This is a genomic window from Pseudomonas syringae pv. tagetis (assembly GCF_022557255.1).
GTDB lineage: Bacteria > Pseudomonadota > Gammaproteobacteria > Pseudomonadales > Pseudomonadaceae > Aquipseudomonas > Aquipseudomonas caricapapayae.
Genome location: NZ_CP092923.1, coordinates 5,049,610 through 5,068,251, shown reverse-complemented (window position 1 = coordinate 5,068,251; position 18,642 = coordinate 5,049,610). Strand labels below are relative to the sequence as shown.

Annotated in this window: 14 protein-coding genes; 5 read left to right on the top strand and 9 right to left on the bottom strand. The window is 61.0% G+C overall.

Annotated features, from left to right (window positions below):
• Window positions 1-2 precede the first annotated feature (2 nt).
• Window positions 3-962, bottom strand: coding sequence for a Flp pilus assembly protein CpaB (cpaB, locus tag MME58_RS22520; protein WP_055004756.1), 960 nt, complete (start codon window positions 960-962; stop codon window positions 3-5).
• On the opposite strand from cpaB, the gene MME58_RS22515 reads away from it, so the two are divergent.
• The 3 genes from MME58_RS22515 to MME58_RS22505 all read left to right on the top strand — a co-directional run bounded on the left by MME58_RS22515 (window position 961) and on the right by MME58_RS22505 (window position 1,941).
• On the top strand, window positions 961-1,116 hold the full coding sequence (locus MME58_RS22515; RefSeq protein WP_158506036.1) for a hypothetical protein: 156 nt from the start codon (window positions 961-963) through the stop codon (window positions 1,114-1,116). The two genes, cpaB and MME58_RS22515, sit on opposite strands and share 2 nt — an antisense overlap.
• 168 nt (window positions 1,117-1,284) lie before the next feature.
• On the top strand, window positions 1,285-1,491 hold the full coding sequence (locus MME58_RS22510; RefSeq protein WP_054986575.1) for a Flp family type IVb pilin: 207 nt from the start codon (window positions 1,285-1,287) through the stop codon (window positions 1,489-1,491).
• 42 nt (window positions 1,492-1,533) lie between these two features.
• Window positions 1,534-1,941: a response regulator gene (locus MME58_RS22505; RefSeq protein ID WP_054986574.1), complete on the top strand. Its 408-nt coding sequence runs from the start codon at window positions 1,534-1,536 to the stop codon at window positions 1,939-1,941.
• 99 nt (window positions 1,942-2,040) lie between these two features.
• Here MME58_RS22505 and pbpC read toward each other — a convergent pair whose 3' ends face one another.
• Window positions 2,041-4,389: a peptidoglycan glycosyltransferase PbpC gene (gene pbpC, locus MME58_RS22500; protein WP_055004755.1), complete on the bottom strand. Its 2,349-nt coding sequence runs from the start codon at window positions 4,387-4,389 to the stop codon at window positions 2,041-2,043.
• A gap of 95 nt (window positions 4,390-4,484) precedes the next feature.
• Between pbpC and MME58_RS22495 the strand changes: the two genes are divergently transcribed.
• Window positions 4,485-4,778, top strand: coding sequence for a hypothetical protein (locus MME58_RS22495; protein ID WP_002555356.1), 294 nt, complete (start codon window positions 4,485-4,487; stop codon window positions 4,776-4,778).
• Window positions 4,779-5,012: 234 nt separating this feature from the next.
• Here MME58_RS22495 and MME58_RS22490 read toward each other — a convergent pair whose 3' ends face one another.
• Complete coding sequence (locus tag MME58_RS22490) at window positions 5,013-9,962, bottom strand: alpha-2-macroglobulin family protein (protein ID WP_055004754.1); 4,950 nt, start codon at window positions 9,960-9,962, stop codon at window positions 5,013-5,015.
• A 320-nt stretch (window positions 9,963-10,282) separates the two neighbouring features.
• Between MME58_RS22490 and MME58_RS22485 the strand changes: the two genes are divergently transcribed.
• Window positions 10,283-11,623: an MATE family efflux transporter gene (locus MME58_RS22485; protein ID WP_055004753.1), complete on the top strand. Its 1,341-nt coding sequence runs from the start codon at window positions 10,283-10,285 to the stop codon at window positions 11,621-11,623.
• Here the strand turns inward: MME58_RS22485 and MME58_RS22480 are convergent.
• From MME58_RS22480 to MME58_RS22455, 6 genes are all read right to left on the bottom strand, one after another.
• A complete protein-coding gene (locus MME58_RS22480; protein ID WP_055004752.1) occupies window positions 11,617-12,489 on the bottom strand; it encodes an alpha/beta hydrolase in 873 nt (290 codons plus the stop codon). The two genes, MME58_RS22485 and MME58_RS22480, sit on opposite strands and share 7 nt — an antisense overlap.
• Window positions 12,490-12,569: 80 nt before the next feature.
• Window positions 12,570-13,991 carry a type VI secretion system Vgr family protein gene (locus MME58_RS22475; RefSeq protein WP_055004751.1) on the bottom strand — a complete coding sequence of 474 codons (1,422 nt, stop codon included), beginning with the start codon at window positions 13,989-13,991 and terminating at the stop codon, window positions 12,570-12,572.
• A 256-nt stretch (window positions 13,992-14,247) separates the two neighbouring features.
• Complete coding sequence (speA, locus tag MME58_RS22470) at window positions 14,248-16,161, bottom strand: arginine decarboxylase (protein ID WP_054986567.1); 1,914 nt, start codon at window positions 16,159-16,161, stop codon at window positions 14,248-14,250.
• A 100-nt stretch (window positions 16,162-16,261) separates the two neighbouring features.
• Entirely contained in the window at window positions 16,262-16,633 is a 372-nt protein-coding gene (locus MME58_RS22465) for a translation initiation factor Sui1 (RefSeq protein ID WP_054986566.1), read from the bottom strand.
• Window positions 16,634-16,821: 188 nt separating this feature from the next.
• Window positions 16,822-17,367: an NUDIX hydrolase gene (locus tag MME58_RS22460; protein WP_055004750.1), complete on the bottom strand. Its 546-nt coding sequence runs from the start codon at window positions 17,365-17,367 to the stop codon at window positions 16,822-16,824.
• The gene (locus MME58_RS22455; protein WP_055004749.1) at window positions 17,367-18,446 is read right to left on the bottom strand and encodes a DUF2333 family protein; all 1,080 of its coding nucleotides are present in this window, start codon (window positions 18,444-18,446) and stop codon (window positions 17,367-17,369) included. The genes MME58_RS22460 and MME58_RS22455 overlap by 1 nt, the downstream gene beginning before the upstream one ends.
• Between the last annotated feature and the right edge of the window lie 196 nt (window positions 18,447-18,642).

Genomic DNA, 18,642 nt, shown 5'->3' with positions numbered 1-18,642 from the left:
AATCAGGGAGTTTGTTGCGTGATCTGGTTGCCGCGTATGACTTCGACTGCGCGAGGCGTACGAGCGGTTGCGCCAGGCGTTGGCGAACTGGCCGGGCTCAGGCTCAACTGCCTGAAGCTCACCAACTGGCGGTTGGCGGTGTCCAGCCGTTCGGCAACATCACGGCTACTGGCTTCGTTCGCCCAGTAAGCCTGGAGATTGCCTTCGTCGGCACTGCGTACAGCCAGGCGCAGGACACCGGTCTGCGAAGCCAGCATCAGCCGCGCTACAAGCGCCTCCGGCACCGCAACGGTGACTGTTCGGGCGTTGAGCCGTTGCTGCTCCTGTTTAAGGCGTTCGTCAGCGTTGATGTCCTGCACTGGCTTACCGTTGCGATCCGGGCCGAGCAGTGCGCCAACACCGAGAATTCGCAGGGCGGGCACGGCCACCTGGCTGGAGCGATTCGGGTTACTTGTGTCCTCAGGCAGGTAAAGCAGTACATCCACGAAGTCGCCAGGGCTGAGTTGCCCGGCTGCGCCGATCACTTCATCGACCTGCAATGCCAGCGCCCGCTCATGTGGCCGAATCATCCGCGCCAACGTACCGCCGGCTTCAAAACTGCTCTCACTGAGCCAGGTTCCGGCGGTCAGCGTGCGCCAGCTGCTGCGGCCAACGACCTTGTCGATGTGCTCGAAGCCTCCAGGCGGGGCGACCTTGAGGCGTTCAATGGTCAGGTCGTCAGCCGTAATCGGGGTGTAGGCCGGTACGTCGCGGGCTATAACCACAACACTGTGGCGCAGTGCCTCCTCGACTGGCGGAGTCACGGGCGTTCGAGTCGTTGTTTCGGGGGTGACAGGCACCGTGGGCTCATTAACAACTGCAGGCGCCTCGGCCGGTTTGCTGACGGCGATGCCCAGATACCCGGCAATCAACGCCCCCAGCAGAAACAGGACCGCAAGCACCATGGTAATGCGACTGCTCATGGCAACTTTCCCTTTGTCATCGCAGGACAACCTCAACCCGGTGCGGCAACGTCGCAAACAGTGGCTGACGGACGACTTACCCGTCCGTTATGTGACGGTAGCTCATGGCATCCAGAACGCCATTATGCGTTGGTATAAAAATGCTGTTGAGTGAATGACATAGCGTTTGGCCGAGCAACGACGGGGGCTGCCGGACCTATAGCTTTCCGGTTAATGCTTTATTGAGATTGTGGGTTTTTTGATTGAAGGCAATGCTGGTATTGCAAGGGGATCCATGCGCAAGACGGTTTATCGGCGCCTTGAAGGCGCAAGGAGAAATGAGATGTTCCTTACCCAGTTGTACGTCAGCGTCTACACTCGTATTCAGTCGTTTATCAAAGATAAAGAGGCCGCTTCAGCCATTGAGTACGCCATTATCGTTGCGATGGTGGCACTGGTGTTGTTTGCAATGGTGACGCCAATGGGGACCGCGATCAAAGCAAGGTTCAATGAAATTATCACCGCACTGGGTGGCACGGCGGCGAGTTAGTTTATAATCGTGCCCTGAGTTCATTCCTGTCGAGATAACTAAATGGCTGTCCATCCTACCCGCCAACAACTGCTGTTGGTTGATGACGAAGAGGACGCAAACGAGGAGCTTGCAGAACTGCTCGAAGGCGAGGGGTTCTGTTGCTTTACGGCCTCTTCCGTGAAGGTGGCCCTGCAACAGTTGACGGCCCATCCGGATATCGCGCTGGTGATCACCGATCTGCGGATGCCGGAGGAAAGCGGCATCCAGTTGATCCGTCATCTGCGCGAACACACTTCGCGCCAGCACCTGCCGGTGATCGTGACTTCCGGCCATGCCGACATGGACGACGTCAGCGATCTGCTGCGCCTGCACGTGCTGGACCTGTTCCGCAAACCGATCTACCACGTCCGCCTGCTGGAAACCCTCAACAACCTGTTCCCCGAGCCGAAAATCTTTCAGGTCCAGTGACGGCAGGTACCGGCCCGACTGGGTCGCGGCCTGGAGCCAAATGCAGAACATCCGCACATTGCTGCCTCCAGGCGGGATGCGCAATTGTTGAAGTCGGGCTTACTCCATCACGCTGAACTCTACCCTCGCGGTCTGACCGCTTTCATCCAGCACACTTAACTGATAACGACCCGGTTTGCTCAGGGTCGGGATGAAGTCTTGCCGGGTGTCGGTGTCCGCCAAGGGGGCGCCATCGATAAACCACCAGCGGCGTCCACTGCCACCCAGGGCCGAGAGTTTCAGGCGTAAAGCCTGGCGGCTGTTGGCGGGCAGACGCAGGTTGTCGCCGTCGCGCACGCCGACGATGCTCAGGGGGGGGGCCAGGTTCAGGTTCTGTGGCGGGCATTCCGGGTCGGCGGGCGGCAGCCTTGCTTCGCGACGCTCGGCCTTCGGCAGCCAGGGTTCCAGAGGTGCAGGCCAGAGAGCGATCTCCTGTGCCTGAGCGTCCGGGCAACTGGCAGCCACGCGTAATCCCTTGGCATTCACCCAGATACGTTCCTGCAAACCCAGCCCGAGCGGTTGATCGGCTGCTTGCAGGGTGGGTGGTGTGGCGCTGTCCAGTGTCCAGGCGAAGCGTTGGCGGCGGCAATCAGGGTTGCTTTTGTTCATGGACTGCCCCAGCGGCCAGCAGATCGCCGCTACGCCGACATTCAGTGGCACCGGTTGAACCGCTGCGGCGATACCGCGCTGGCTGTCGCGATTGACCAGCACGTCGTGAACCTGAAGCATCAGTGGCGCTGCCGAGGCCAGCCCGAACTGCCCCGGCACCGGCGTGCCGTCCGGGCGCCCGATCCATATACCGACCAGAAAACGCGGCCCCACGCCAATCGCCCAGGCATCACGGAAGCCATAGCTGGTGCCGGTCTTCCAGGCCAGTTGCGGGCGCTGCACCAGCTCGGCGCGCGGGTCGATATCCGGACGCGACTGGCCGCTGAGAATGCGCCGGATGATCCATGCGGCTCCTGGCGACATCATCCGCCGCTCGCGCAGCCGGTCTTGCGGTTGCAATCGAACATCGGCGCTTCGTCCACCGCGAGCGAAAGCGCTGTACCCGGTAACCAGATCCTCCAGCCGACTGCCCGCGCCGCCGAGAATGAGTGCCAGATTCGGCTCGGCCAGCGGCGGCAGGGTCAGCGGTACGCCACCATTGCGCAGTTCGGCAGCGAAGCGTTTCGGCCCATAGACTTCCAGTAACTGCACGGCAGGCAGGTTGAGGGACATCGACAGCGCCGAGCTGGCCGCCACCGGGCCACCGAAACCGGTCGAAAAGTTGCCCGGCCGGTAGTCTCCGTAGCGTCGCGGCACATCCTGCATCAGTGACTCGGAGTGGATCAGCCCGGCGTCCATGGCCATGCCGTACAGAAATGGCTTGAGCGTCGAGCCCGGCGAGCGCAGGGCTGTCACCATGTCTACATGCCCGAAACGCCTGGCATCATTGATATCCACCGAGCCTGCGTAGGCGCGCACCGCCATGTTTTCCGCCTCGACCACCAGAATCGCTGCCGACGTGCGTTCCGGAAGGCGCGCGCGCCAGCCCATGAGCAGGTCTTCCATGCGTCGTTGCAACGATGCATCCAGCGTAGTGCGAATCAGCGGCGGGCTGTCCGGCCGATTCAGACGACGGGCGAGCAGGGGCGCAAGGCTGGGTTCCTGTCGCGGTGCCAGCCATAACGGTTCTTCCAGTGCCTCGTCCACGCTGGACTGCGGCCACACCTGAAACTCGGCCAGACGCCTCAGGACCTTGTCGCGGGCAAGCTGCGCGCGTTGCGGATGTCGATCCGGACGCAGACGGCTCGGTGCCTGTGGCAACACGGCCAGTAAGGCAGCCTCGGCGCGGGTCAGGTTTTGCGGTGATTTGCCCAGGTAGGCCCAACTGGCGGCAGCCACGCCTTGCAGCGTACCGCCAAACGGGGCGCGATTGAGATACAGGCTGAGGATCTGATCCTTGGACAAGTGCCACTCAAGCTGCAATGTGCGCCACAACTGGCGAAATTTGCCGGATAACGTGCGCGAATGAGGGTCGAGCAGACGCGCTACCTGCATTGATAGCGTACTGCCACCGGATACCACGCGAGCGCCGTGGAGGTTTTGCCAGGTGGCGCGTACCAGCGCCAGCGGGTTAACGCCGGGATGACTGTAGAACCAGCGGTCTTCGTAGGTCAGCAGGGCTTCGAGGTAATAGGGCGAAACCTGCTCGTTGCTGACCGGGTAGCGCCACACGCCGTTGGCGTCGGCAAAACGCCACAGCGGCGTACCGTCCTCGGCCAGCACGACGCGGGCCAGATCGTCTTTGGGCAGCGGTAACGGCCACAGTCGATCCGCCAGCCAGAGCAAGGTGATGATCAGCAGGATCGCGCCTGTCAGCCACGTGAGTTTTTGCCGCAGATGCAGAAGAAATTCAGGTTTCAACGCAAAGAGCCTTTATGATCCACGGAACCTGAAACGCCTTGCGACGGCCAAAGCGGACAGATCATTTTCCTCACGACCCCAATCAGGACGTACATATGCAGGTAGAAGGCTTTTTTGAATGGCTCGGGCAGGCCATCGGCGCAGTGATTCGCTTCTTCGTCGACGGTCTGGCGTGGTTGTTCAACGGGTTCACCCATGCTGGAGGAAATTTTGTCGATGGCCTGTCTCGCACATTGGGCATGGACACTTCGCTGATCAGTATCGTCGCACTGATCATCGGCCTGATGCTGCTGTACTCGGCCGTGCGGGCATTCATGCGGGCTTCGATCATCCTCGGGATCATCTGGCTGGCGCTGGGCCTCTGGTTGCTGAGCTGGATCATTCATTGATGTGCTGACTCCGTCTCCACCTGCGGGAGCGAAAGGAGCGACGCTTCGCCTGTTCGCGAAAGGAGCGACTCGGTTGGTATTTGTGGGAGCGAACTTGTTCGCGAAGGCTTTATTTCTGACGATACATCTTCAGCGGATGTACCGGCCCCTTCGCGAACAAGTTCGCTCCCACAGGTACACATTCCAACCAGCCAACCAGCCAACCAGCCAACCAACCAACCAGTCAGTTAGCGATCATTTGCCTTTCACCACCATCTGTGCGGGTGCATCACCCAGAGCCTGCCAGTTCGGGCGGTACATCGATTCGACCTGAGGCGGCGGCACCCGGTATGTACCTGGCGTGACTGCGCGCGCCAGGTAGAGCAAGTGCACGGTGCTGCTGCCGTCGATGTCCAGCGCGGCCACGTACCGATCACCGCGATATTCCTGGTGCTTGATCCCGGCATTCTCCATCGATTCACGGATCGTCTTCACCTCCTCGCTGGCGTCTTCCAGGCTGGCCGAGCTTTGTGCCAGGTTCTGGTTTTCCAGCTCAAGGCCCGCAGGCAGCAAGTCCACCACCAAGGCATCCGGCACGCGCTGTTTTGCACCGATCTCCAGATGCACCAGCAGCAGTTGCCCGGTTTTCAATGCGCCCACGTTGAGCGGTGCGCCGCTCAGGCTCAGGTATTCGCGACGAATGCTCAGGTTTTCGCCACCTGCTGCCGGGGCCTGGGCTGGATAGCCGGAGACGGTCAATTGCTGGTAAAGCGTTTCGCTGCCCTGGTTGCGCACCGAAAGCGGTGAGGCCAGCAGCGCACCGTCGAGCTTGAGGCCCGGTTGTTTGTTGCTCAACTCGCGGGTTTCAGTGCCGCTGGCGATGCTCGCGGTCCAGTCCTTCTCAGGCTTGCCCAGCAGGTTACGTCCGGCGAGGAACAACGAGTTGCTTTCCTGCGTGGACAGGTAACGATTGGCAGCCACTTCATCAGCCAGGGCAAACAGACGCTCATCGCGTTTGTCTCGAGCGATATCGTTCTCCTCCAGCAACGCCAGAATCAGCGCCTGATCCCGCAGCGAACTGCCGTAGTCGGCCAGCCACTCATTTTTGCGGCTGACTGCCAGGCCTGCCGTCAGGGCCAGATCGGCCCGCGGTTTGTCGCCCATTTTCTCCAGCGCGACCGCCAGTTGCACCAGCGGCAGGCCGGAACGCGCATCGCTGCGTCGGTCGAACAGGCTGCGCAAGGCCGCCAGCGGAGCCTGCTGACTGCGTGACAGCACCAGCCCGGCATAGGCTTGTACGGCAAAGCGCGTGTGTTCGGCGTTCTGGCTGTAATTGACCTGAATCTGACCTGCATCCTGCAAGTAGCGCAGCAGGCGTTCACTGGCTTTCTTCAGCGCGTCCGGTGGCACGGCAAAGCCCTGATCGCGAGCGCGCAGCAGGAAGTCAGTGACATAGGCCGTCAGCCAGTATTCCTCGTCGCTGTCCGAGCCCCACAGACCAAAGCTGCCGTTGTAACGCTGCATGCCCAGCAGGCGCTCGATGCCGATCTCGACCTTGCGCCTGCGTTCGGTATCCGCTTCACCGGTCAGACCAAGCCGCTTGAGGGTTGCTGCGTCGGCATAAAGCGATGGGTACAGGCCACTGGCGGTCTGCTCCAGGCAGCCGTAAGGGTAGGCCTTCAAGGCACGAATCTGTTCGCCAAGGTTCAGTGGCGGACGGCTCGACAGCGATAGCAACGCCTCACGACCGGCGGGCTCGAACGCGTCGAGCGCGCCTTCCGGCAGGTTCCAGGTCTGCTCATTGAGGGTGGCGCGGTAGTGCCTGAGCATGGCCGGGTAAGCGGGGCGCACACCGACAGTCCACTCGCGAGTGAAGGGCGGCAGACTTTCGCCGGGCAGGTCCAGGCCTTCGACCAGGACTTTGATTTTGCCCTGACCCAGCCCGCCTTGTGCCGATACCGGCACCTTCAGGGTAATGCGCTGGCCCTGCTTGAGTTGCAAGGATTTGCTCTGATCACCGCCAGGAATGCTCAACTGGCCTTCGGCGCTGATCTTCACGTCCAGCTTCTGCGCTTCGCCCGACAGGTTCGAGACATCCAGTGCGACGCTGGTCTGGTCGCCGCCAGCGAGGAAGCGCGGCGTGGACAGTTCGGCAATGATCGGGGCCGCCACAACGGTTTTCGCCTCGGCCATTCCGTAGCGGTCGTCGGTCCAGGCCTGGGCCATGACCCGCAGTTCACCGTTGAAGTCTGGAATGTCGACACTGACTTCACCTTCGCCCGCGTCGTTCAGGGTCACTGGTGCACTTTGCAGCGCCACGATGGTGACGCTGGTGTCCGGACGCTTGCCGCCTTTGGCCAGCGCATCGCCACCGAACGCCATGCTGGCCAGACGGCCCTGGCCGGCTTCGATCAACTGACCATAGATGTCCAGTTGGTCTGCGCCATACTGTTTACGGCCAAACAGGCTGGCAAACGGATCGGGCGTGGCATAGCGTGTGATATTGAGAATACCGACGTCCACCGCCGAAACCAGCACATGGACCTGTCCGGGTACGCTGCCATCGGCGTTTTTGGCGACAACCTTGAGTTTAAGCGGTTGTTTGGGGCGCATCTTTTCCGGTGCCGTTACGGTCAGCGCCAGCTTGCGTTGCGTGCGGTCCAGCGGCAGATGCAGCACGCCCACAGCGCGTTTCGGTGTGATATTGGCCTTGCGTTCGCCGGGGCGTATCACCAGGGCGGTGACGTACAGATCGTGGCGCGCCCACTTTTTGTCCAGCGGGATTTCGTACGACTTGCCTTCTGCGGGCACGTCGATCTCCTTCCACCACAGCGGACCTTCACTGGACTCGACCAGCAGATAGCCCTTGCCCGCAGCAGGCGGGGTGACAGTGACATTAGCGGTGTCGCCATCGTTGTAAGCCGGTTTGTCCAGCGCCAGCTTGACCTGATCCGGCCTGACCGCGCCGCCGTCGGTGTTGTCCTGCCAGTGATAGCCGGCCCAGAAACGCAGACTGCTCACCATGCCGGTGGACGGATCTTCCACTTCTACGCGGTACGGGCCCCACTCGACCGGGAAGCTGATTTTGGCCGTGGAGTCCTTGGTGATGTTGAGGGTTTCCTCGTTCAGGTTGAGGAATTTCTCGTTGAAGTGGTAGCTCCAGCCATCGTTGGCCGAGTAGTTCCAGTAATAGTCGCGGCGTTCGCGAATCAGACGGACTTTCAGATTCTCAGCGGCCAGCTTGTTGCCGGCGGCATCGGCCATGACGATTTCAAACTCGGCCGGGCCGTCACCGTTGGTCTGTGCTTCGCCCTTGCCGGCCTCATCGTCGTAGTCATCATTCCCCGCACTGCTGCCGAACAGCGGGCGCAGGCCAGGCAGTTGTTCGGCAGGCCAGATGGGTTGTACCAGACGGCGGGTGATCGGACGCCCGCCGGACTCTTGCAGGCTGGCCTGGAGAATCAGTTGCAGCGGCGATCTGGCTTGTGTCCATTCGCTCTTCACGGCCAGCGTCGCGTGGCCTTCGGCATCGAGCGTCACGGGCTCAAGCTCCAGGTCATGCTTGAGGTCTTCTTCGGTGATCGAGCCGAACTGGTAACCCGGCAGTTTCGCCACTGCTTCGCGCAGCGGGCGGACGTAGACCTGACCGGCAAGGGTATTGCCCGAGGCAGGCGCGCCGTACAGGTAGCGGCCGGTGATATCGAACTCGGTATTGTCGGCAGACGCAACCGGCACGTCGCTGCCCTTGAGTTCCAGGGCCAGACGCTCGGGCAGGAAGTCTTCTACCTTGAACTCGTAAAGTTGGGGCTTGCCGTCGCCCAGGTCGAAAACCAGCTGCCAGCGTCCGGTGGGCGCTTCGTCGGCAAGCTGCAATGGGTATTGGTAGAAACCGTTGCTGTCGGCTTCCCAGACGAACTTGCGGCTGACCTGATCATCGGGGCGGCGCACTTCGACGGTAATGGGCTGAGGCTTGACCTTGTTGCCGTCGCTGTCGCGCAGCAGACCGTTGAGCAGCACGGTTTCGCCGGGACGATACAAGTCCCGCGGGCCGAAGATAAAGAATTGCAGCGGATGGGCCTGAGGGCCGGAGATGGCGAACTCGGCCAGGTCCAGCGCCGAGCTGTTCAGGCGCAGCATGCTGGTCTGTTCGTCCTTGTGTGCCAGTACTACCGCGGCCTTGGCCGGCAACGGCAGTTGGGCATGGCCGTCACTGTCGGTCTTGCCTTGTGCGACGACCTTGCCGCTGTCGTCATACACGTCGACGCTCACATCGCTCAGGGCCTTGCCGCCCTCGAGCGCCTGAGTGAAGGCATCCAGACGGTTGCTGTAACGGTGTACCGACAGACCGATATCACTCAGGGTGAACAAGGTTGCCGGCTGCGAGTAGCTGTAGGTGCCCGAAGCGCGCATGACCGCCAGATAAACGCCTGGCTGCTGCAGGGGTTTGATACCGGCAATCGGCAGCAGCAGGGTTTCACGCGTATTGCGCGCAGGCTTGAGGTCGAAGCGGCCGCTGTAGACCAGCTCGGCCATGGGCAGCAGTTCTTCGGAACTGTAGCTGGACAGGCTCGACGCACCGTCCCATTGGGCGAGGAAGTTCGGCATCGAGTCGGGTTTGACCCGGAAGAATTCGACATCCACTTTGTCAACGTTCAGAGCGATGACCGGCAGGCCCTCGGCCAGACGCGTCGGCAACAGGCTGCCACGGCTGGCGAAGCCGACAGTGGCTTGCAGATCGCGGGTTTCCAGACGGCTGATGTATTCGGTGGCGAGCGCAGCCTTGTTGACGGCCTGCAGCCCGGCATCGACGGTCAGCACCAGTTTGCGCTGCGGCTCCAGGTGCCGCAGGCGCAATTCCATGAGGTTATCCGACAGCTCCCAGGCACCGTCGACCTTGCCGTTCTTGCTGTCCACCAGATGAAGTTTTTCGGCGAATGCCTGTTCCGGGTCCATCGGTACGGAAAAACTCACCGACAAGGCGCTTGCCCCGTCGATCTGGATTTCCGATACGTCGATGACCGTCAGCGCTCGTCCTGCATAGCGTTTGCTCAGCGCGGCGAGGTCGACGGCGGGTTTGGGTTTTGTGTCGGTAACCGCTGCCTGAGTCGTGGCTGCTGCGGCTGGCGCGGGTTTGTCTGTGGAGGAGGAATCACAGGCGCTCAGCAGCGCAAGCGCGCAAGCCAGAAACAATCCTTTGTTGAACATGGGGGCACTCATCGGCAACGGTAGAGAGGGGGCGACTATATAACAGTCGTGATGACAAGTATTACTGTCAGATAGGACAGGTCATCTCGGGCTACGCCTCGCCTGTTGGCGAATACGGTCTTTCAGGCGAAGCATTTTCGGTGAATATGCAGCCCTTTCGCGAACAAGCGATGCATCGCCCGGTTCGCTCCTGCGGCTTTTGGCCAGAACAAAAGGCTGACCTGTGTATAACGCTGAGCGTGGAGCTCAGGCATGAGAGTCGTTCTCCGGGACACCCCTCGTTTGATCTGGCTACAATGCCCGCCTTGCCGGGAGTCCTCATGTCCACGTTGCTCAACGATTGGCGTCATCGCTCAACCCATCGTCGTGTCTGGGCGCTGGCCGCGCCGATGATTCTTTCGAATATTTCCGTTCCGCTGGTGGCGCTGGTCGACAGTGCAGTGATCGGTCATCTGCCGCACGCCCATCAGTTGGGTGCCGTCGCGGTAGGCGCGACGCTTTACACCTTTCTGGCCTGGGCCATGGGCTTTCTGCGCATGGGCACCACCGGTTTTGCCGCGCAGGCGGCAGGGCGCAATGACAGTGCGGCGCTGCGCCGGATCCTGTTGCAGGGGCTGTTGCTGGCCGTCGGACTGGCGTTAGTGCTGGGGGTGATCGCCTTGCCGTTCAGCCACTTGGCGCTGGAGATGATGCAGCCGTCGGCCGATCTGCAGCAAATGACACTGGACTTCTTCCATACCCGGCTGTTCGGACTGCCTGCGGCGCTGGCCAGTTATGCGCTGGTCGGCTGGTTTCTCGGCGCGCAGAACGCCAGAGCGCCGCTGGCCATTCTGCTTATCACCAATCTGGTCAATATCGTGCTCAACCTGTGGTTCGTCATTGGCCTCGACTGGGGCGTGGTCGGTTCGGCCCGTGCCTCGGTGCTGGCAGAATGGACCGGCGTAGTCCTCGGTCTGCTGCTGGCCCGCAAGACCCTGCGTGCCTGGCCAGGCCGCATCGTCTGGCCGGCCCTGAAATCATGGAGCAACTGGCGTCCTTTGCTGGCGGTCAACCGCGACATCTTCCTGCGCACGCTGGCACTGCAATCGGTGATGTTTCTGATTACCGTACAGGGCGCTCGTCTGGGCGACGCAACGGTTGCCGCCAACGCGTTGCTGCTCAACGGCCTGCTGTTGACCGCCCATGCACTGGACGGGCTGGCGCATGCGGTCGAAGCGCTGTGTGGCCATGCCATTGGTGCGCGCGACCGGGAGACGCTGCGGCGCTCGATGGTGGTCGCGGGCGGTTGGTCGCTGATCGCCAGCGTAGCGTTTGCGCTGTTTTTTCTGCTGGGCGGGCAGGGGTTCGTCAGCTTGCAGACCGATATTCCCGAGGTTCGCGCAACCGCAATGACCTATCTGCCGTATCTGGCGTTGATGCCATTGCTGGCCGTGTGGAGTTACCTCCTGGACGGCCTGTTCATCGGGGCCACCCGTGCCCGCGAAATGCGCAACGCGATGCTCTTCAGCGCGGCAGGCATCGCGCCGGTGGCGTATCTGGCTTCCAGTCACGGCAACCACGCCCTATGGCTGACGTTTTTAGCCTTTACCCTGCTGCGCGGCCTGAGCCTTGGGGGCATTGCCTGGCGATTGACGCGCAGGGACGGCTGGTTCGTTCACTGAGCCTTTGCCGGAGTGTGCTTGACGAACATGTCGACTTCGTCGACCACGGGTGCCAGGCTGCTTAACAGTCTGGCGAATGCGCCGACCAGCGTGCCATGGTTGGTGCGCGAGAAATACAGATCGCGTACGGGCACACCTGCCTCGCGCAACGCCCTGGCCAGACCGCCGGTATTGCGTTTGGGGTTGACCACCGAGTCGGTACGCGAGGCCATCAGCAACGCAGGCGGTGCGCTGGCGCTGACGTGATTGATGGGTTGCGAGTCAAGTGGCGAGTTCGGGAAAAAGAAGACCGGTTTCACCTCCGGCTCCTCGATGGGCAGGAAATCGTATGGTCCGGCCAGCCCGATCCAGCCGCTGAGGATGGACGGAGACAACCCTTCGCGAGCCAGCCAGCGCGGGTCGAGTGCCAGCATTGCGGCATTATAGGCACCTGCGCTATGGCCCATCACGTATAGCCGACCAGGGTCGCCACCGTAGGCCTTGGCGTGCGAGTGTGCCCACGCAAGGGCCTTGGCGGAGTCCTCCAGGAAACCGGGGTAGCGCACTTGCGGATACAGTCTGTAGTCGGCAATCACAACGACCATGCCACGCGCAGCCAAGGCTTCGCCGATGAAAGCGTAATTGGCTTTCGAGCCGGTGTTCCAGCTGCCACCATAGAAAAACACCACCACCGGAGCATTGGCCGGTTTCGCCTGCGGGGTGTAGATGTCCAGCCTATTGCGGGGATCCGGTCCGTAGGCCAGGTCATAGACGTGATCGACAGGGCCGGCCGGATTCAACGTGTTGAGCAGCTTCAACGGAGAGCAACCGGACAATGCTGCCAGTAAGGCACCGCTCATCAGTGTGAGGAAAATAACTCGGATCATGGGGGAAGGGCTCCGGCGGGTGATTCGGACGTGCATGAGACCATCGTGCTTCGATTCAGTGCCGCACAGGGACTGCTACGTCACTCAATGGCGTCCGGATCACCCGAGTCGCCATTCGCCTGGCTGGCAAAACCGATAAGCGGGCTGCTCAGCGTCAGACCATCGTCGTCGATCTGTATTGTGCTACAACCGGCATCTACTGTGATTTTGCTGCCTTCGTCGAGATAGATAAGGGGCCCGTCTGCCATTTGCAGGCGCCGCTCGGCCCCCGAGAACGTCTGCCAGTCGAGGTGCATCCGAACATTATCGACAGGCTCTGGATCACTCTCGCGGCTCGCGTCTGGAGTCTGCGCCGACAGGCACCCGGCGATCAGCGGTGGCTGGGCGTCGTCCGCAGAAAAACTCACCGCCACACCCATGCCACCCCGACATTCGATAGCCAGTCCCGGTGCCAGATGCAGCCAGCAGCCGCTGTCGGGGTGATTCGTGCGCTGCCATTCCCATTCCAGCCAAACATGTACTCTGCCTGACGCATCAAGCCTTGCCGGCTCACCATGGGTGCCGACGACCTGGCCCCGCTGCAGTTGCGCGATGGGGGGGCGCGGCACCGGGGCAGGTGTCCTGAAGCCGACTTCCCACGGTATGGCCTTGAACTGGTTCGAGTAGCGATCGGATGCCAGGGCGTGGCCGTCAACGGTGCCGAATCGGTGCCGGACTTCGGTGATCAGCCACATGTGGTTCCAGTTCTTTTCCGGATGGCCGGCCAGTGGCAGCAGGCGTCCGCTGGTCACGAACGGCAAGCTGCTGTGCCCCGATGCATGTTGGCCTGCACGGTTGCCTGGAATGTCTGCTTCATGCCCGGTGACGGCAAACTGCGTGACGCCGGGTTGTTGCGCAAACTGACGCCACGGCGCGACAGGGCTGCGCGCAAACCCGTGCAGGTTGGTACCGAATACCAGTTCGTGGCGACGTCGTGAATGAACAAAGTGGTAGTGGATGCCTTCTTCTGCGCACAGGCGCTGGACCAGTTGCAGGTCGGATTCCTGATATTGCACGCAATGCTCACGTTCGCGGCATTCGGTCTGCCGGTCAAAACGGAAGCAGCCCTTCAGGCCATGTTCTTCCAGCACCTGAGTGATGATCCGGATCGCGGTCATGTGCTGAAACAGGCGTGAGTGGCAGCGCAGTTCCAGGCAGGCCAGTCGGGGTCCCATTGTCAGCGTGTAACATGCCGGGCCGGGCTGGTAATGCTTGCGTGCTGCCCCCTGAATCTGGCCATGAAAACTCTGCCCCTGAACACCCTGGCCCCCGGCGAAGCTCAGCAGGGCAGGTTCGTACATCAGGCTGGTGAGGTCCAGATCCAGGCCGTCACCGTGGATTTCCAGTTCAAAGGCAAAGGGCTGACTGATCGCTTCGGTTGCGCTGAACGATACGACGGGGAAGTGGCGCTGCAGACGGGCAATCTCCAGACGAAAGAGCGGCGCGCTGGCGGGATCGGGCATGGAGGGCTTCTCTGGCAGAAATGCGGCTGTGCATTCTGGCGCAGAAGTCGGGCAGGGCAGAGAGCAGCAAGCAGAACAGGACATTGCCTACAGCAGGTATTGGTGGGGGATTACGTTGCGTGCGTGATGATTGTCCCTTTTCGAAGCGCTCCCGCGTCGACTGTGCATACATGGCCCCGATGGGAGTGAGCGGGAGCATGAGCACGGCAGTGATCGCCGATGGTGCCCATTGCAGGCACCATCGCGATTCCTGGCATCAGGACGAGAGGTACGAAGAGCGCGTGAGGCCCAGGCGCAATGCGTCGAGGAAGTAGGTGCGTTCGCGTGGGGTGATCCTGGCGCTGGCGACCTTGTCCCGGTAGTGGGTCATCAGTTCTTCGGGCGACAAATGCACGTAGCGCAGCATGTCTTCAATGGTGTCGTGGGTTTCGATACCGGCGTGGTAAACGCTGCCGTCCGGGTTCTGGTAGATGTTCACCGAGTCGGTATCACCGAACAGGTTGTGCATGTCCCCCAGAATTTCCTGATAGGCACCCACCAGAAAGATCCCCAGCAGATAGTCTTCGCCTTCGTTCAAGGAGTGCACCGGCATGCTGGTCTCGATGCTTTGCTCATCGACGTATTGCTTGATCTTGCCGTCGGAATCACAGGTCAGGTCCTGAAGCACTGCGCGGCGCACCGGTTCTTCGTCCAGACGGTGCAATGGCAGGATCGGCAACACCTGACCGATTGCCCAGGTGTCCGGCAGGCTCTGGAACACCGAGAAGTTGCAGATGTACTTGTCGGCCAGCTTGTCGTTGAGTTCGTCCAGCACCTGACGATGCGAGCGTTGACGCGCTTTCAGCGAGTTGTACAGGCGACGGCAGACGGCGAAGTAGCATTGTTCGCCCAGAGCCTTCTCCGCCAGGCTGATTTTGCCATCGGCATACTGCGCAGCGATGTCGCTCATGTAGTGCGTGGCGCGCCAGTAGGTTTCGGTGACCATTTCGATATCGGTCGGACCCAACAGGTCCACCAGCCATTGAACGGTTTCCGGCAGGCTTTCCTTGTCGGCGATTTCCGGCACTTCGTCGTTATGCTTTTCGACGTCGGTTACCTGAACCACCAGCATCGCGTGGTGGGCGGTCAGCGAGCGGCCGCTTTCCGAGAAAATGTGCGGATGCGGCAGGCTTTGCGCGTCGCAGAATTCCTTGAGCATACCGACCACGACACCAGCGTAATCGTCCATGTCATAGTTGATCGAGCTGGCATTGCGCGAGTGTGTGCCATCGTAATCGACGCCCAGGCCGCCGCCGACATCGATGTAGTCCACCGGCAGACCCAGTTTGCGCAGTTCGCCGTAGTAGCGGATCGCTTCCTTGAAACCGTGTTGGTAGTCGGCCAGGTTGGCGATCTGCGAGCCCATGTGGAAGTGCAGAAGGCGGATGCCCTGGTCCAGGCCCGCTTTGCGGAAGCGCTCTACCACCGACAACAACTGTGCGGCCGAAAGTCCGAACTTGGATTTCTCGCCGCCGGTGTCCGCCCATTTGCTCGACGCCAGGGACGACAGGCGAACGCGCAGGCCGACCTGAGGTGCAACCTTCAGCTCGGCAGCTTCTTCAATCACCAGCTCGACTTCGGATTCTTTCTCGATGACGATGAATACATTGTGGCCCAGCTTCTGGCCCATCAGCGCCAGGCGGATGAATTCACGGTCCTTGTAACCGTTGCAGACAATGGTGCCGCCTTTGGGCGCCAGTGCCAGCACAGCCATCAGTTCAGGTTTGGAGCCCGCCTCCAGACCGATGGAAACGTTCTGCGTTGCGATGATGTTTTCCACCACCGCTTCCTGCTGGTTGACCTTGATCGGGTACAGCGCAGTGTATTTGCTCTGGTATTCCAGACGCGCAATGTTGCTGTCGAATGCACCGGTCAGCTGACGCACACGGTCTTGCAGGATGTCGGGGAAGCGCACCAGCAAGGGCAGCGACAGCCCGCTTTTGCGCAGGTTGTCGACCTGTTCGTAAAGATCGATGGGCGAACTGTCCGGCCCATTGGGGCGGACTTCGACGCGACCTGCTTCGTTGATTGCAAAGTAACCCGCGCCCCAATGGCGAATGCCATAAACGCTACGGCTGTCCGCAACTGTCCATTGGCTGCCATCGTCTTTGCGTGTGCGTCGTACGGACATCGAAGTCCCCTATAAGAAAGTCTTAGCGCCAGCCAGTAACCGGCTGGGCGCATTGTAATGAGTTGAAATGACGATTTGATTCGCCGTCCGGTACGCGGGTTCAGCCGCCGGACTTTTTAGCCTTGAAGCCTTTTTTGATCAGTTCGGCCAGTAGCAGTTCGACGTGATCGCCCTGAATCTCGATCACACCGTCCTTGAGCGAGCCGCCTGTGCCGCAGCGCTGCTTGAGGGCTTTGGCCAGCTCCTTGAGTGGCTCTTCGGCCAGCGGGACACCGCTGATGGTGGTCACGGTCTTGCCGCCACGACCCTTGCTTTCACGGCGCACGCGGGCAATACCGTCCCCCTCGGGGATGGCCGTCTGTTTGCAGGTGCAGTCGGCAACGGGCTGGCGACAATCGGGGCAGTGACGCCCGGCGTCAGTTGAAAACACCAGGCCGCCCAGGGCGGCGAAGGAAGCGGCTTTTTTAGCCACGCAAAAATCCTCTTGTTGAGGACTGAAGATGGGTCGGGCTCCTACGAGCCATCGACCGCGAAGCCCCACTCTGGCAGGGGCAGCGCTACTGGAACGGCAGGGCCGGCCCAGTTTGAAAAGGTCGCGCAGTGTAACGGCAAACAGGCCGGTTGCTAAGGGGCTGGATACGCCAATTTCTGAACACTCGCTTACTGATCGTTCTCGACCTGTTCAAGGTAGCGTTTCAACGCTGCCAGAGAGTCCGGGCACCAAGAGCCGTTTTCAGACTGACGCAGCACTTCGTCGAGGGGCATGAAGCGCGCTTCCAGCACCTCTTCGGGTTGCAGTTTCAAAGGCCCGTCCCACACTGCCGAAAACACGGCGCACCAGAGCCGGTTGCCCGGCTGGTCGAAGAAGAACCGTTCGTGCGCCTGCAATGGCACTCCACCGACGCCCAGCTCTTCCTCCAGCTCGCGGGCAGCGGACTCGGTGTAGCTTTCGTCGGCTTGCACCATCCCGCCTGCAGCTACATCCCAGTAGCCAGGATAGATGGCTTTGCTCAGGGTGCGTCGGTGCACGCACAGCTCTCCGGCACTGTTGAACAGCAGAATATAGGTGCCTCGCCCGATCAGCCCGCGTTCACGCAAGTCGGCGCGGACCTGCGAACCGAGCAGCCGATCCTGTTCGTCGACCCAGGCGATCTGCTCGGCATCCGAGGCGGCGCGGTGCGCGGCCTCGTTGACAGGAATGGACATCAGCCCTGATTCAGCAGATGGCGCAGGTCGATGACCGCGGCGTTGGCACGCGAAATGTAGTTGGCCATGACCAGCGAATGGTTGGCGAACACACCGAACGGGCTACCGTTGAGAATCATCGGGCTCCACAGCGGTTCCTGAGAGGCTTCCAGCTCACGAATGATCTGACGCACGCTCACAGTTGCGTTCTTCTTGGCCAGTACATCGGCGAAGTCGACTTCGATGGCCCGTAACAGATGCGAGAGTGCCCAAGCCTGACCCCGTGCTTCGTAGAACACGTTATCCACTTCCAGCCACGGTGTTTCGACGATTTCCTCGTCTACCTGTGGCACTTCGCCGGGTTTGACCGAAGCAGCGGCTTCGGTTTTCAGCGTGCTGTTGAGTTTGACCCGGCCAACGCTGGCCGAAAGGCGTTGCGACAGCGAGCCCAGGCGCGTGCCGACATCGCCCAGCCAGTTGTTCAGATTGTCGGCGCGGGCATAAAACAGTGCGCCTTTCTGGTTTGGATCGGACAGACGAGCCTGATAACGGCTCAGGGAGTTGATCCCCTCGGCATATTGCGACTCGCTGGAAGGCAGAATCCAGCTGCGATTGTTGAAGTTGAACAGCGGCTCGGCGCGAGCCAGATCGCCGTCTTCCGCCGATTGGGATTGAGAACGGGCAAAGTCCTTGCGCAGCGCCCGGCTCAGGTCACGCACCTGCACCAGTACGCCGTATTCCCAGCTCGGAATGTTGTCCAGCCACAAGCCCGGTGGCATGCGGTCGTTAGACAGGTATCCACCCCGTTTATCGAGCAGCGTGCCAGCCACCGTCTTCAGCGTTTCGACTGTCGTATAGCCGATAACCATCTGTTTGCCTTCGCGCTCGGCGGCGGCTTGCGCGTTCTGTTGTACCGGGAACAGTGCAGGCTCCTTGCTCCAGTACCAGCCGACTACCAGCGCAACCAGCAGGTAAATCAAGATCAAGGCGCCCAGAGCGCGACTATAGAACAGGTTACCCAGGTAACCGCGACGTTTGACCGATGAGGTGTCAGCGGTGCGCTCACCCGCGCTGCCTGCGCGGTTCTTCCAATCCAGCATGGTAGGGTCCTTTCGATCTTGAGTTGAATGCTTCACGAGGCGTTCGACCGCAACCTTACCCTAAGGTGCGATTGAAGCAGCAGCAAGCCACAAGCCATAAGCGTAGAGCAAACCGCTGTCAGCTTGCAGCTTGAGCCTTATAGCTGCTATCTATCAGTCGATTGATTTTGAGTAATGGCTAAGCGCCATCAAAATG